11 protein-coding genes are annotated in these 15,289 nt (G+C 65.7%); 5 read left to right on the plus strand and 6 right to left on the minus strand.

Going from position 1 to position 15,289, the window contains the following annotated elements:
- Positions 1-4,996: 4,996 nt before the first annotated feature.
- From rsmG to rpmH, 6 genes are read right to left on the minus strand one after another with little or no spacing between them, the layout of a single operon-like run.
- Entirely contained in the window at positions 4,997-5,626 is a 630-nt protein-coding gene (gene rsmG, locus Q0818_RS00240; protein ID WP_298870096.1) for a 16S rRNA (guanine(527)-N(7))-methyltransferase RsmG, read from the minus strand.
- 8 nt (positions 5,627-5,634) lie between these two features.
- A complete protein-coding gene (locus Q0818_RS00245) occupies positions 5,635-6,138 on the minus strand; it encodes a R3H domain-containing nucleic acid-binding protein (RefSeq protein ID WP_298870097.1) in 504 nt (167 codons plus the stop codon).
- A gap of 15 nt (positions 6,139-6,153) precedes the next feature.
- Positions 6,154-7,227 (minus strand): membrane protein insertase YidC, encoded by a 1,074-nt coding sequence (yidC, locus tag Q0818_RS00250; protein WP_298870099.1) that lies wholly within the window; start codon positions 7,225-7,227, stop codon positions 6,154-6,156.
- A gap of 2 nt (positions 7,228-7,229) precedes the next feature.
- Positions 7,230-7,586, minus strand: coding sequence for a membrane protein insertion efficiency factor YidD (gene yidD, locus Q0818_RS00255; RefSeq protein ID WP_298870101.1), 357 nt, complete (start codon positions 7,584-7,586; stop codon positions 7,230-7,232).
- Complete coding sequence (gene rnpA / locus Q0818_RS00260) at positions 7,583-7,921, minus strand: ribonuclease P protein component (RefSeq protein WP_076673104.1); 339 nt, start codon at positions 7,919-7,921, stop codon at positions 7,583-7,585. Before rnpA ends, yidD begins: the two co-directional genes overlap by 4 nt.
- Positions 7,922-7,929: 8 nt before the next feature.
- Positions 7,930-8,067 (minus strand): 50S ribosomal protein L34, encoded by a 138-nt coding sequence (gene rpmH, locus Q0818_RS00265; protein WP_055952712.1) that lies wholly within the window; start codon positions 8,065-8,067, stop codon positions 7,930-7,932.
- Between the two features lie 294 nt (positions 8,068-8,361).
- Here rpmH and dnaA point away from each other — a divergent pair, with 294 nt between their 5' ends.
- From dnaA to gyrB, 5 genes are all read left to right on the plus strand, one after another.
- Positions 8,362-9,792, plus strand: a complete 1,431-nt coding sequence (gene dnaA, locus Q0818_RS00270) for a chromosomal replication initiator protein DnaA (RefSeq protein WP_298870111.1) — start codon at positions 8,362-8,364, stop codon at positions 9,790-9,792.
- A gap of 449 nt (positions 9,793-10,241) precedes the next feature.
- Positions 10,242-11,393, plus strand: a complete 1,152-nt coding sequence (gene dnaN / locus Q0818_RS00275; RefSeq protein ID WP_298870113.1) for a DNA polymerase III subunit beta — start codon at positions 10,242-10,244, stop codon at positions 11,391-11,393.
- Between the two features lie 59 nt (positions 11,394-11,452).
- Positions 11,453-12,607 (plus strand): DNA replication/repair protein RecF, encoded by a 1,155-nt coding sequence (gene recF, locus Q0818_RS00280; RefSeq protein WP_298870115.1) that lies wholly within the window; start codon positions 11,453-11,455, stop codon positions 12,605-12,607.
- Complete coding sequence (locus Q0818_RS00285) at positions 12,600-13,088, plus strand: DciA family protein (protein ID WP_298870117.1); 489 nt, start codon at positions 12,600-12,602, stop codon at positions 13,086-13,088. The genes recF and Q0818_RS00285 overlap by 8 nt, the downstream gene beginning before the upstream one ends.
- A gap of 119 nt (positions 13,089-13,207) precedes the next feature.
- A complete protein-coding gene (gyrB, locus tag Q0818_RS00290) occupies positions 13,208-15,244 on the plus strand; it encodes a DNA topoisomerase (ATP-hydrolyzing) subunit B (RefSeq protein ID WP_298870119.1) in 2,037 nt (678 codons plus the stop codon).
- The last annotated feature ends 45 nt before the right edge of the window (positions 15,245-15,289 follow it).

A 15,289-nucleotide genomic window follows, 5' to 3' on the forward strand; every position in this document is an offset into this window, starting at 1 on the left:
AACCCCCTCCGGTGGTTAACGAAGAACACCTCAGCGCGCACTCCCTAGAGGGCAGACTTCGACGGCTCATGGCCCTAGCCACGAACTGCTCGCGCTCCATGCGTTCGAAGAAGTGCTCTATCCAGAGTTCTCATCGCGACAGACCAGCAGGCCTGGCGAGCTGGCACGGAGAGCTAGTCGTGTAGTTCAGCGAGCTGGGGATGGCAGGTGTATGCAGACCCCTTAACGACGCGAGACCCATTCGCATCGGCGCATCATCTTCTTCCGACCGTCACGTGAGGACTCGTCCACCCATCGAATCGCGCGACGTCTCTATGCGAGCCCCGGGCGTATCGAACCCGCGATAAGCAACTCCCTCTTCAAGGCGACCGATGAGGTGGGCGCAGCGACATTGCCGGCAACCGCACCACGGCTGCGATGGCCTGGGTCCCTTAGGCCATTGCATGCTGGCGCGCGTTTCTGGCGCGACTACTGAATGGCCCTTGCGGGTCCGACGACGTCGACATTTGTGGCTGCGCAGTGATGACACCTCGATGTTTCACGTGAAACACGCACACGTGTTTGCGTCACGTCAATCCGAATCAAGCCGTGAACGCTCGCGGTTCTCTCAACTGAGCCCGGACAGGAGGCCGCCGAGAACCTGGTCGCTCTCCTGACCGTGAATACTCCCTCACTGCCGGGCGTCCAAAAAGCAACAGGGTCCTATGGGTTCCGCGGTAGAACGACGCTCCGGAGTCTTACGGTGATCACAGTGCTCCGATGTTTCACGTGAAACGCGCGCTTTGGCATGCTGAACGTACACGTGTCTTCGGTGGACCCAGGGAGTCGAACGCGATCCGCCCGGTCGAGTGTGTGCCCACGTCTGCACCCGGACGGGAGCGCGGCGCGTCATGGCAATGCGGCGACTGTTCGACTAGGCAACTGTCACTTGAGACTCCGGGCCAACAGACCAAGCACGGCCAAGACGTTCGCGGGTGAGCGTTTGGTGGATCCCGTAGAACCCGCGCCGCGCCTCAGAACAGGAGCAACCGCCACGGCGACGGGGAACGACAATCGACCGAGGAGCCGTTCGAGATCGATAGTGGGCAGCGGCAAGGCTCGAAACGGCACACCTCGACCGTGTCAGGTGGGATCACCAACGAACGAAGCGCACAGCGAGACCGGCTCTGATCGGCGACCCCAAGGATCGGAAATACTCGTCCGTGTCGTGTGAAGCCGGGAATGCGCGATACGGCACCCCTCGGCCGTGTGATACGAAATCGCTGCCGAACGAAGCGAACAGCGAGAATGACTTGCGCAACAGCACGGCACAGGACGGACTCTGCTCAAGCGCGTCACGCGACCCCGGGAACCGTCGACCATTTCATTCGGAACCAGCACCGAGCGACCTCCTTTATCCGAGCCGCTCTTCGTGGGCAATCTCCTGCCCCGTGCGGATGGCCATTCTCGTGTGACGACTCAACTAGGCAGGGCTCTGCGCACAGAGCGCCTCGGAGGCGCTGAGGAAACCGGATACCCACACTGCCAACGGCGTCGGTCGCCCTTTCGGAAGGCCTAGCGCCCGAGTTCAGACACAGTTGCAGTGCGATCCAAAACTCATTCACGTCTTCAGCGGGATGCTTCTCGACACGCTGGCCACGGACAACGCCACGCACTCCGGCACTCGCGCCCGTGATTCGACACACGTGCATCTCTGTTCGAAATCTCCCGTCGTGCTCACTTCTCGGCACCCTGCTGCTGTCTCGACACCACCGCCCCTCTCAAGCAGAACTCGCAGCGAGAGGCGTGATGAAAATGATCATCGTCCCGCCCACCCAGGCATCCGGGCAACGCCCGCTGAACGAGGGGCAGGACGCCCGACGGTTAGGGGGGGAGGGAGGGGGGAGGGTTCAGCTACCACAACCGGTCCTGTTGGTTGCTCCCCGGTTCCCATGCCCAATAGTCGGCGATGTTGACGACATCTTCGTGCGGGGCGTGGGTGTTTACGATGGGACTTCGTTCGTCACCGGCGCAGTAGCTCCTCGACCAGAACGTGCAGCAACTCCTGACCGGACCTATCCACACCGACCCCTCCTGCGTTCCATGAGCGCCGCGAGGGGCAATCAGTGACGCGGCGTGAGCCTCGCGACGCTCCTTGCGTGACGGGTTCTCGTGCCTCCCCCTCACAGTGGGTGGACCCGTCCCTGCTGTGGACCCGTCCCTGCTGTGGACCCGTCCCTGCTGGCTCCAACCGGCGACTCTGTGACACCCACTGGCGTGTCACAGCCGGATACGGGGATCCACCCGCAGGTTTCAACCGCACCCGCCCCACCGAATCCTAAAGAGCGCGTCGCGTCAGACATCGTCATTCGCACACGCACATGCCCGGCCAAGGCCCGCTCTGCCCATATGTGTCCCTCCCGAGGCACGCACCTCGGGTGCCTATCAATCCTGCTCCACTAGCCGCGAAACGAAGGCAGCAGCGATGTCCTCCCGTTTCACGTGAAACATCCTCACTGTCAGCTGATGTCTCAAAGCCGCACCCACAACGGATGCGGTGTTGTCGCCTCAGAGCGCACAACACGCCGCCTGCGCACCGACTTCTGCGAAGCCGTCACACCCGCCCCATCTGTGTGCCGTACAGCGGCACTGGGTTATCGGCGTCCCGCCGCCGGCTTGCGAATGGGCACCAAGGCCACGCGAGTGATCCGACAAGCGGGTTGGCGACGATCAGATGCACGTGTCGACGGCACACGAGGAGGGGCAACGGCACCTACTTGACACGCCAGCAATTCGCACCCACGAAGCGCCGTTATGTCGAGTTCGGTCGCGTGTCGGTGTCCTGACGTGCAGCGTTCGAGAGTCGCGTGTTCGGAGTGACGACACAGTTGCGCCCCACGCACACGGCGATCGTTTCACGTGAAACATGCACTCGAAGATCGCGGCTACCCCCGCGCTGTGCTGTGTGTAAACAAGTTGCATGCACAGACGACTGATCCGTCCCCTCCATCACTCGAGGCCGGCTCACCCAACATAGATCTCGCGTACTGCGCCTCAGATGGCTGCTCTCGCCCACATCACCCGCGGTCTCTGCCCGGAGCGTGGCAGGGGAGCGCCCGTGCACCGCTGCGGTGCCCCTGGGGCCGATGATCTTCCGCCCCGCACTGCAGACCGACACCTCCTCTCAGCACATCGATCCCGTCGGAAGAATCTGGTGGCGCTCGGGGACATCAGGTCGAAGCGGACGAACGCTCCCACCCGTCGAGTGACACGCATGTTCAGCCCTTCTCACTGGAAGAGCCGAACGAGGAGGCGAAACGAGCCAGGACTCTACTGGGCGAGTTCGACCGGTCTCGAGCGCTCGTCATCTACGGGTGCTCAGGAGGTCTCCTGACATCGATCACGGGGGCGGTAATGCGGTCAGCCGTAGCCTCGTCGGTCAGACGGGCGGCAAAACGACCATCAGACCTATCCACGCGGACGGGAGGGCCTTCTCTGACCACTGAGTGTGAACCGCCCAGGGACGCCATGCGACGCTGCCGCATCGCTCAGAGAGTCCACTATCGCTTGCTCGAGCCGCGCGGCCGCAAGCAGAAGCTGACGGAAGTGTCGAATCCATCCACTTGCCCGTTCCTGTCCAGCCACCCCGCCAGGGGCGGCGAGCCGGTGACACCGATGCTCACCTGCATCGCACTTCGCGTTGCGCGGGCAATCTCTTCGCAATCCTCACGTCAACGATTCCGAACCACCGAGCGGCCCGTGAGAGATCATGGGGGAGACCCGCGCAAGAACCGACGGAAGGCACACAGGACCTGAAGGCACCTCTTCCCAGCATCAGCCTCAACCCGCCTCTGCAATCTCCGTCGTTTCACGTGAAACATTGCCCGCCGCCATCAACCCGCAGGATGGGGACGAGGTGACGAAACGCGTATGGTGATCGCGAGCTCACACTCGACAACCCATTATCGGAAACGGCGTCGTCCGAATGACTTGTCGCCGCGCATCGAACCTGAACTACGCACATGCGCCAGGTTCATCGAAACCCTCACCAGTACCTTGCAAGACGCGACCAACCATCCGTCAGCAAATCGCGCCTAGACGACGACCGGTTCTCCGTCAGAGAACGCGCCATGGCAGGAGGAACAACGCGGAACAGGCTCACCACCCGCGCGTTCGCCATCTACGGACACCGAAGGTGATGCTCCAGTCCCATCCCTCGTACGTCGCCATCGGTCCACAGTCCGACGCACCCGCTATGACGTCTTGGGGGAGGAGCCCCGTGGACTCTCAGCCCGTCGACGACGTCTCACCGCCTCGACGGGGATCTGATCGGCGGCCCCTCGCCGAGAAATAGCCGGCCCGGTCGTCAGCCACGCGCTGGGACGTTCCCCATCCTCGAGCGGACACGCGGACGGCGACATGGCCCGCCGGCACAAACGGGTCGGTTTCGGCGGGCCATACCGGCGAAGCGTCTCACCTCTCAGAGCGGGTGGATGGATGACGAACCAGCACGAGGGAGCGAACCGTCGTGTCGCGCGACCCGACCCGCATCTGCGAGACGTTTCGCGTCCCCAACGGAACGGCTGGGCGCCACCCCCTCTCGAGCAGACCCATCGTGACCCTTGCAGGGACGCGGCTCGCCGCCCACAGCCCCGTCCACCCGCGCACAGCCGACCCCCTCACATCGCACGTCGATCCGCTCGTCGATCCACTGTCGGCGTGCGCTGCGAAGAACCGCAGGAATTGTTGTCTCCAGAGCTCATGACGCGCCGGCCGAACGGCATCCTCGATCCGAACACACGGACGATAGCCGATCAGTCTCCGAATCATCGCCGAGAAAACGCGGGCCAGTGCGCGACCGGTCTCAGGCGTCAACACGTGACTCCCGGAAGCACCCGTGCTGACCCCCGGGCGCGTTCCGCCTCAGAGCCACGCTCCGACACCGAGCCGCGATCACGACTGACAGCTCTCCAGGAAAATTCCTGATCAGAGGTCTTTTTGAAAGGGCAGCTCGATATCAGCGCGCCACGGTCGCGACGAAGACCCGCGTTGGCTCATCAAGAACGCCGTCGCCGACGACTTCGATCGACACGTCCTCCAGAGCGAACTTCCGTACCTGCTTCGACGCCGCTTCCAGCTCCGCGCCCACGTTGGCACCCTTGAGGAACACCAGACGTCCCTGCGGGCGCACGAGCGGTGCGGTGAAGGGGAGCAGGGTGCGCAGCGCGCTCACCGCACGAGCGGTGGCGACGTCGAACACGCGACCTCCGGTCCACTCCTCACCGCGCATACGCGCCACGGTGACGTTGGAGAGGGACAGCTCCGCGACTTGCTCCGACAGCCACGCCGTGCGACGCTCCATGGGCTCGATCAGCGTCCACTCCACGTCGGGCCGGGCGATCGCCAGCACCAGCCCGGGAAGACCCGCCCCCGACCCCACGTCGACCGCACGGCCATGGAAGTAGGGCGCCGCGATCGCGCTGTTGAGGATGTGGCGCGTCCACAGTCGAGGGACCTCGAGCGGGCCGATCAGACCGCGTTCTTCGCCGTGCCGCGCCAGGTTCTCCGTGAACCGGCGAGCACGGTCGATGTTCTCGCCGAAGATCGACGCGGCGACGGCCGGCTCGGTTTCGAGCTGTTCCGGCATCTCCGGCCTCAGCCGCGACGCAGCACGGTGTGACGATCGGCTCCTTCGCCGAACGACTCCGAGGCGTACCCGCGGTCCGCGGCGATGTCATGCACGAGCTTGCGCTCGTAGCTCGACATCGCGGGCAGCGATGCCTGCGATGCTCCCTCGTCCAACCGGGCGATGGCGCGGTCGACCAGGGTCTCGAGCTGCCGCTGTCGTGCGTCTCGAGATCCACCGATGTCGAGGATGAGTCGCGAGAAACGGCCCGTCGAGTTCTGCACGGCCAACCGCGTCAGCTCCTGCAACGCCTGAACCGTGTCGGGGTGGGACAGGCTCCCAAGGGCCGCGGCATCCTCGGCTTCGACGGACACGTATGCGCGCCCGCCACGGACATCCATCGCCAGATCGCCGTCGATGTCGGCGATGTCGAGGAGCCCCTCGAGGTAGTCGGCGGCGATGTCGCCTTCCTGCTCGAGCTGCTCTTCCGTGGCGGCGGTCTGGTCGGGGGCGATCTGATCGGACGTCGTCATCGTGATCTCCGGATGTCAGGAAGCGGGGGAGGAGCCGGGGCTGCCGGCGGACCCGCCCGCGGCACCGGTGTTCTTGGCGGACTGCTGCTTCTTCGCGCGCTGCTTGCCGACAGGCTGCTGACGCTTGGGGGCCGCGGCACGGGCACGCTCGGCCTCCTCGAGGAGACGCTGCTGCTCGGCTTCGTATTTCTCGATCGGCACGACCTTGCCCGACGAATCGATCGCCTTGCCCTTGCGCGCGAGTCGCTCTTCGCGGGCCTTCGCTGCATCCGAGCCCGGCGTGGGCATCTCACGGATGACGACGAACTGCTGCACCATCGTCCACAGGTTGCTGACGAACCAGTAGATGACGACACCGAGCGGGAAGAAGACACCCGAGAAGATGAAGGCCAGCGGCAGGATGTAGAGCATGATCTTCTGCATCTGGTACGCCTGACCGGTCTTGGCCTCGGGCGACAGGTTCTTCGAGATGATCTGCAGCTGGGTGAAGAACTGCGAGCCGATCATGAGCACGACCAGCGTCAGGAGGATCGCGACGGTGACCTGACCGTCGGGCTGAGTCCACGCGGTGACGAGGTTCACGTGCATGGATGCCACGTCGAAGAGGCGTGCGTCGTAGAACTCGGTCGTGAGCTCGGGCGTGAGCAGCCCCACACCACCGACGCCGCTCGCCGCGTGCTTCGACACGTCGTTCAGCACGCTGAAGAGGGCGAAGAAGATCGGCATCTGCACCAGCAGGGGCAGACAGCTGGACACGGGGGTGGTGCCGTGCTTCTTGTACAGCGCCATCGTCTCGCGGCTCATCGCCTCACGCGAGAGCTGGTCCCGCTTGCCGCGGTACTTCTCCTGCACCTTGCGGAGCTCGGGGGCGATCTCCATCATCTTGCGCTGGCTCTTGATCTGCCTCACGAAGAGCGGGATGAGAGCCGCGCGGACGATGAGGACCAGGCCGATGATCGAGAGCACCCACGTCAGACCGGCTGCCGGCGGCATTCCGAGGGCCGTGAACAATGCGTGCCAGCCCACCAGCACGAGCTCGACCGCCCATTTCAGCGGCCAGAGGATGGTCCCAATGAGATCGAATTGCACGATCAGTCCTTTCGGGCGGGCACGACGAATCCGTGCCGAGTGAGTTCGTGGCGGAAGGCCCGATGAGGACGGACGTCGTCGATGCCACCCTGAGCCCAGGGATGACACCGTGCGAGACGGGCCGCGGTGAACGCGATGCCCTTCACGAGTCCGTGCTGCTGAACGGCGCCCACCGAATAGGCGGAGCAGGACGGGTAGTACTTGCACACGTCGCCGTAGACGTGCGAGATCGTCGCTCGGTAGGCGTGCAGCAGCGCGAGCCCCGCATTACGCGGGAGGAGCGGGACGGATGCCAGGACGGCATCCGCTCGAAGGCGACCGGTCCCCGTGGAGGACGTCGGGAGTGTCGAAGCGCTCATGCTGACGCTTTTCGTTCGAGGCACCTCACCACGTCGGCGCGAAGGGTCGCGTAGTCGATCGTGGCGGCGGAGGGAAGTGCGCGGATGACGATCGAGGCGCCCCCGCGGATGGACGGGAGCGCCTCGGCGCACACTGCTTTGAGGCGGCGGCGGATGGTGTTGCGGGTGACAGCGGAGCCGACCTGTCGGCTCACGATGAAGCCGAAGCGAGGCGAATCGGTCTCGGCCGACGAGCCGACGTAGGTGATCGTGTGCGCTCCGGCACAACGAGAGCCCCGTCGGACTGTGGCTTTGTAGTCCGATCCGCGGGTGAGTCGGTTCGGCTTCGCGAGCACCGGGTCTATCAGGCCGAGAGCTCGGTGCGGCCCTTGGCGCGACGCGCCGAAAGGATGCCGCGGCCGGCACGCGTGCGCATGCGGGCGCGGAAGCCGTGCTTCTTGGCGCGGCGGCGGTTGTTGGGCTGGAAGGTGCGCTTGCTCATGGGTCACTCCGGAGGTGGTGTCGCCCGATGCTCTTCTGCCGGGGACGGGGTCGGGACTGCCGTATAGGCATAAGTCAACCGACTAAGGCTACGTCGCGCGCGCCGTTAACTCAAACCGAGGAGCCGACCGGCCATTATCCCCAGGCGTTGTCCACAAGCGTGGCAAAGACACGCGGCCGGGTCTTACAGTGGATTTTGCTCCGCGAGAGCCGCGAACTAGCGTGGCCCCGGAAGTTATCCACAGGTTCGGCGCGACACGTCGATCACCCGTCGCGTCTAGACCCCGGAGGGGACATGTCTCTGCACGAAGTACCGGATGTCCCCGTCTGGTCAGCTGTGCTGGACCATCTTCTCACCGACGATCGCGTCACCCCGCAGCTGCACGGCTTTCTCAACCTCGCGGTTCCGCAGGGCGTGATGGGAGGGACGCTGTATCTCGACGTCCCCAACGACTTGACCGCGGCCCAGTTCAACAAGCGCATGCGAGCCCCCATCATGGAGGCGCTCGCCCAGGTGCAGGGAGAAGACCCGTCGGTCGGGACGTTCCGCGTCGTCGTGAACCCGGACCTCGTCGACGCCCCGCGGCCGTCGACCTCACCGGCGATGACGACTCCCGACCGTTCGCCGGCGAACTCCGGCTCGCACGGGCCGTCGATCGAGCAGACCCCCGAGCCGATCGTTCCGGCCTCGCGCAACGACACACGACTGAACCCGAAGTACACCTTCGACAACTTCGTGATCGGTCAGTCCAACCGCTTCGCTCACGCCGCCGCCGTCGCGGTCGCCGAGGCGCCCGCCAAGGCCTACAACCCCCTCTTCATCTACGGCGATTCCGGCCTGGGCAAGACGCACCTGCTGCACGCCATCGGCGATTACGCCGCGAGCATGTACGCCGGCATCCGGGTTCGCTACGTCTCGAGCGAAGAGTTCACGAACGACTTCATCAACTCGATCGCCAACAACCGCGGTTCGGCCTTCCAAGCCCGCTACCGCGACGTCGACATCCTGCTCATCGACGACATCCAGTTCCTTCAGGGTCGCGCCGAGACCCAGGAGGCGTTCTTCCACACCTTCAACACGCTGCACGATCACGACAAGCAGGTCGTCATCACGAGCGACCTGCCTCCGAAGCAACTGACCGGTTTCGAAGACCGCATGCGAAGCCGCTTCGAATGGGGTCTGATCACCGACGTCCAGGCACCCGACCTCGAGACGCGCATCGCGATCCTCCGCAAGAAGGCCCAGAGCGAGCGTCTGCTCATCCCCGACGACGTCCTCGAATACATCGCCACCGTCGTCTCGTCGAACATCCGCGAACTCGAGGGCGCCCTCATCCGTGTCTCCGCGTTCGCGAGCCTGAACCGCTCGACGCTCGACATGTCGCTGGCGCAGACGGTGCTCCGCGACATCATCGACCAGAACGACGCGAACGTGATCTCGCCGACCGACATCATCACCGCGACCGCGCAGTACTTCAAACTCTCCGTCGACGATCTCTACGGATCGAGCCGGTCGCAGGCCGTGGCGACGGCCCGACAGATCGCCATGTACCTCTGCCGGGAGCGCACGAGTCTGTCGTTGCCGAAGATCGGGCAGCTCTTCGGCAACCGCGACCACACCACGGTCATGTACGCCTACAAGAAGATCAGCGACCTCATGAAGGAGCGCCGCTCCATCTTCAACCAGGTCTCCGAGATCACGAGCCAGCTCGGCCGCATGCGCTGAGCGCTCCTCTCCCCGAGGGGTCCGTCCGAGGTTTCGGACGGACCCCTCGGTCGTTTTCGCGCGCCAGCTCGCCGCGAAACGCCGCTGAGCGATATCTTTCAGCCGGTTCTACACAGTGTGGAAAACCTGTGGATAACTCTGATTTGCTGCGGATGAGATGTGCACGAACGCGTTAACACTGTGGATGACGCCGAGGGGGCCGCATCCGCGATCGCTGTTAACTGCCCAGGGTCTCCGCAAAGCGTCCACAGCCCACCGACGCTTCGATCCCTTGTGTTAACACGCGTGTCGAGAGTTATCCACAGTCTCCACAGCGGTTAACAAGATGAAGATCCTTTATCCGTGTTAAGAGAGATCCGATGACCTTGCCGTGCAAACGGCGGACGACGGGGACTGCGGGAGCAGGGCACTAGCATGGGTAAGCCATACCCGCCGTCAAGGGAGCGCCCGTGAAGTTCCACGTCAATCGCGATGTGTTCAGCGAAGCCGTCTCGTTCGTGGTCAAGCTCCTGCCCCAGCGCAATCCGCAGCCGATCCTGGCCGGTGTGCTCATCGAGGCGGGGGAGCAGGGACTCACCCTCGCAGCCTTCGACTACGAGGCATCCGCTCGCACCACCATCGAGGCGACGGTCGACGAGCCGGGCACGATCCTCGTCCACGGCCGACTGCTCAGCGACATCGCGAGCCGCCTGCCGAACGCTCCGATCCAGATCGCGGTCGACGATGACGGCGGCATCCTGCTCACGTGCGGCTCGGCCCGATTCACCCTGGCATCCATGCCCGTGCAGGAATACCCCGCGATCCCCGAGGTCACGGGGGAATCGGGCCTCGTGCCGGCCGACGAGTTCGCGACCGCGATCGCCCAGGTGGCGTTCGCCGCCTCCCGCGACGACGTCACCCCCGTGCTCACCGGTGTCCAGCTCGAGGTCACGGGCACGCAGCTCAGCCTCGTCGCGACCGACCGCTACCGCGTCGCGCTGCGCGAGATCCCCTGGGACGGCGGTGCCGCGGCATCCGACGAGCCGACCTCGGCGCTCGTGCCGGCACGCACCCTCCAGGAGGTCGGCAAGACCTTCGCCCACGGCGGCGATATCTCGATCGCCTTCTCCGGGTCGGGAGACCGCGAGATCATTGCTTTCTCGTCGGGAAACAAGACCGTCACGTCCCTGCTCATCAAGGGCAACTTCCCGCCCGTGCGTCGCCTTTTCCCGGCTCAGACCGAGCACCACAGCGTCGTGAACACCGCCGAGCTCGCCGAAGCGGTCCGCCGTGTCGCGCTGGTGCTCGATCGTTCCGCGCCCCTGCGTTTCACCTTCGGTCCCGAGGGCGTGTCCATGGACGCGTCGGGCACCGAGCAGGCGCGCGCGACGGAGTCCGTCGACGCGACCCTGGTCGGCGACGAGGTGACCCTCGGTCTGAACCCCCAGTACCTGCTGGAGTCGCTCGGGGCGGTGCGCAGCGAGTTCACGCGCATCACGTTCACCTCGAGCGACAACGCGAACAAGCTCAGCCCCGTGCTGGTCACCCCGCAGACCTCGGTAGACAAGGGCGGCGAGGGGTCGTTCAAGTACCTTCTGCAGCCCAACCTGCTGCTGCGCTGACGCACGGAGCCCGACCCGTCCGCCGTCACCGTGTCGGAGGCGGCGGGTAGTCTGACTCGGTGATCGTCGAGCAGTTGGGACTGAAGGACTTCCGCAATTACGCGGGTGCCGACGTCTCGCTCTCCGCGGGCGCCAATCTCTTCGTCGGACGCAACGGACAGGGCAAGACGAACCTCGTCGAGGCCGTCGCGTACCTTGCCACCCTCGGCTCGCACCGAGTGTCGAACGACGCCCCTATGGTGCGCGACGGAACGGATGCCGCGATCGTCCGCGCGCGGCTCGCCCACGGTGAGCGCACCGTGCTGCTCGAGCTGCAGCTCAACCGCCAGGGAGCGAACAAGGCGCGCGTCAACGGGGTGAACGTCCGCACCTCCGAACTCCCGCGGTACGCCCAGGTCGTGCTGTTCGCCCCGGAAGACCTCCAGATCGTGCGGGGCGACCCCTCCTCGCGTCGTCGCTTCGCCGACCAGCTGATCGTGCAGCGCAGCCCGCGCATGTCGGCCGTGCTCTCGGACTACGACCGGGTGCTGCGCCAGCGCAGCGCCCTGTTGAAGTCCGCGCGCGCACGCGGAGTGCGCGGCGACGCGCTGAGCACGCTCGACGTCTGGGACGAGAAGCTGGTGTCCCTCGGCACCGAAGTGATCGAGGCGCGCCTCGCCCTGGCATCCGATCTCTCGGCCCCGGTCGCCAGCGCGTACGCCTCGATCGCCGGCGACGACCACGGGCCCCGCTTGTCGTGGGCGCTGTCGGTGGGCGGCGGCGACCCCGAAGAGGGTGACGCCGGGGCGGCAGAAGGGCCGGCCGGACCGCTCGCGGACCAGTTCCGCGCCGCCCTCGCCGCCCGGCGCTCCGCAGAGCTCGAGCGGGGGCTGACCCTCGTCGGACCGCACCGCGACGACCTCGTGCTCGAGGTGCGCGGCCTCCCGGTCAAGGGGTACGCGTCGCACGGCGAATCCTGGTCGGTCGCGCTCGCCCTGCGGTTGGCCTCCGCGGAACTCCTGCGGGCCGAATCCCGCTTGGGCGACCCCGTCCTCATCCTCGACGACGTCTTCGCCGAGCTCGACGCCGGTCGCCGCACGCGCCTGGCCGAGCTGGCGGGCGGCTTTGAGCAGGTCATCGTCACCTCCGCCGTCGAAGAAGACGTGCCCGACGCCCTCCGAGCCCACGTCGTGCGGGTCGAGGCCGGTCGCATCCGGGAGAGCGCCGATGACTGAGGAGCCGGAACTCCCCGAGACCATGGCCACCTACCTGCGGCTCCGCGGGCTCGAACCGTCGCCCTATCGGAAGAGGAAGCGTCGGCGTCGCGCCGACGACGGCGAGAACGCGCCTTTCACCCCCGGACGCGACCCGCACGGCCTCGGCGACGTCCTCTCCACGCTCACGCGATCGGCGGGGTGGGAGCCGCAGCTCTCGCGTGAGGACCTCGTGCGCACCTGGGACGAGGTGGCCGGCGCCGAGACGGCCGCGCACACCCGGCCCGTGGCGTTGGACAACGGCACGCTGACGGTGCAGGCCGACTCGACGGCGTGGGCGAAGCAACTGCAGCTCATGCGCGCGCACATCCTCTCGGAGATCGTCCGGCGCTTCCCCGAGGCGGGAGTCGAGGCGATCCGCTTCGTCGGGCCCGACGTCCCCTCTTGGAAATGGGGGCCCAGAGCCGTTCCAGGCCGCGGTCCGCGCGATACCTACGGTTAGGCCATGGTCGGTCCCGGTTCGACACGATTTCTCCCCGCGTAGAGGCGTACACGCCATTTCGGCGGGCCCCGCGCGGTAAGATGGAGATTCCGACGAATCGATCTGGAGCGCGTTTACTCATGACGTCCGAGAACCCCGACAACGTTTCCGAGGAACCCGAAGCGACCACCCCCGCGAAGGTTCCCAACGAGTACGGGGCAGACGCCATCCAGGTGCTCGAAGGGCTCGAGGCCGTTCGCAAGCGCCCCGGCATGTACATCGGGTCCACCGGTGAGCGAGGACTCCACCACCTCGTGCAGGAGATCGTCGACAACTCCGTCGACGAGGCCCTCGCCGGTTACTGCGACACCATCGACGTGACGATCATGAGCGACGGTGCCGTCCGCGTGATCGACAACGGCCGCGGCATCCCGGTCGACATGCACCGCACCGAGGGCAAGTCGACCGTCGAGGTCGTGCTCACCGTGCTGCACGCCGGTGGCAAGTTCGGCGGTGGCGGCTACGCGGTCTCCGGCGGCCTCCACGGCGTCGGCTCCTCGGTCGTGAACGCGCTGTCGACCCGGCTCGAGGTCGAGGTGAAGCGCCAGGGTCACGTCTGGCGTCAGTCGTTCCGCGACGGCGGCGTTCCCCAGGCCCCGCTCGCGCAGGGCGAGGCCAGCGAAGACACCGGCACCTCGATCACGTTCTGGCCGGATGCCACGATCTTCGACACCGTCGACTTCGACTACGACACCCTGCGCACGCGCTTCCAGCAGATGGCGTTCCTCAACAAGGGTCTGCGCATCAGCCTGCGCGACGAGCGCCCGCAGGCGATGGTCACCGAGGGCGAGCCCGGAGAAGAGGTCACCGCGGCGCGTCACGACTCGTTCCTCTACGAGCGCGGTCTGGTCGACTACGTCGAGCACCTCAACCGCGTGCGCAAGGCCGATGTGGTCAACGACGAGATCATTGAGGTCGAGTCCGAGGACACTGATCGCAAGATCGCGCTCGAGCTGGCGATGCAGTGGACGACCGCCTACACCGAGAACGTCTTCACCTACGCCAACACCATCAACACGCACGAGGGCGGCACGCACGAGGAGGGCTTCCGTGCCGCTCTGACCACGCTCGTCAACCGCTACGCCCGCGCGAACAACCTCCTCAAGGAGAAGGACGACAACCTCACCGGTGACGACATCCGCGAGGGTCTTACCGCGGTCATCTCCGTGAAGCTGTCGGAGCCGCAGTTCGAGGGGCAGACCAAGACCAAGCTCGGCAACACCGAGGCGCGCGCGTTCGTGCAGAAGGTCGTGGGAGACAAGCTGGGCGACTGGTTCGACCGCAACCCGGGTCAGGCGAAGAACATCATCCGCAAGGCGATCGATGCCGCGACCGCCCGTCTGGCCGCTCGCAAGGCCCGTGAGACCGCTCGCCGCAAGAGCGTGTTCGAGTCGGCGGCCATGCCCGACAAGCTCAAGGACTGCACGTCGAAGGATCCCTCGATCAGCGAGATCTTCCTCGTCGAGGGTGACTCCGCCGGCGGCTCGGCCGTGCAGGGGCGCGATCCCCACACGCAGGCGATCCTCGCGCTGCGCGGCAAGATCCTGAACGTCGAGCGTGCGCGTCTGGACCGCGCCCTGGGCAACAAGGAAGTCCAGGCGATGATCCAGGCCTTCGGCACGGGCATCGGCGAAGACTTCGACATGGCCAAGGCGCGCTACCACAAGATCGTTCTGATGGCGGATGCCGACGTCGACGGTCAGCACATCACGACGCTGCTGCTGACGCTGCTGTTCCGTTACATGCGCGGACTGATCGAGGCCGGTTACGTCTACCTCGCCCAGCCGCCGCTCTACCGTCTGAAGTGGTCGAACCACGCTCACGAGTACGCCTACAGCGACCGTGAGCGCGACGCGATGCTCGTCGACGGCCAGGCGTCCGGTCGCCGGATCCCGAAGGACAACGGCATCCAGCGCTACAAGGGTCTCGGCGAGATGAACGACCACGAGCTCTGGGAGACCACGATGGACCCGGAGACCCGCACGCTGAAGCAGGTCACGATCGACGACGCGGCCGCGGCCGACGAGATCTTCTCGGTCTTGATGGGCGAAGACGTCGAGTCGCGACGCAGCTTCATCCAGCGCAACGCCAAAGACGTCCGCTTCCTCGACATCTGAGTCCGGCCCGGCCGACGACGAACGACGACACGAAACTGAGAACCC

Origin of the sequence: uncultured Microbacterium sp. (assembly GCF_947489255.1) — a bacterium.
Taxonomy (GTDB): domain Bacteria; phylum Actinomycetota; class Actinomycetes; order Actinomycetales; family Microbacteriaceae; genus Microbacterium; species Microbacterium phycohabitans.

Bases quoted from the DNA above. Each gene is read 5' to 3' on its own strand.
- yidD (WP_298870101.1), bottom strand. From the start codon at position 7,586: ATGAGCGCTTCGACACTCCCGACGTCCTCCACGGGGACCGGTCGCCTT.
- dnaA (WP_298870111.1), top strand. From the start codon at position 8,362: ATGTCTCTGCACGAAGTACCGGATGTCCCCGTCTGGTCAGCTGTGCTG.
- rpmH (WP_055952712.1), bottom strand. From the start codon at position 8,067: ATGAGCAAGCGCACCTTCCAGCCCAACAACCGCCGCCGCGCCAAGAAG.
- Q0818_RS00245 (WP_298870097.1), bottom strand. From the start codon at position 6,138: ATGACGACGTCCGATCAGATCGCCCCCGACCAGACCGCCGCCACGGAA.
- rsmG (WP_298870096.1), bottom strand. From the start codon at position 5,626: ATGCCGGAACAGCTCGAAACCGAGCCGGCCGTCGCCGCGTCGATCTTC.
- gyrB (WP_298870119.1), top strand. From the start codon at position 13,208: ATGACGTCCGAGAACCCCGACAACGTTTCCGAGGAACCCGAAGCGACC.
- Q0818_RS00285 (WP_298870117.1), top strand. From the start codon at position 12,600: ATGACTGAGGAGCCGGAACTCCCCGAGACCATGGCCACCTACCTGCGG.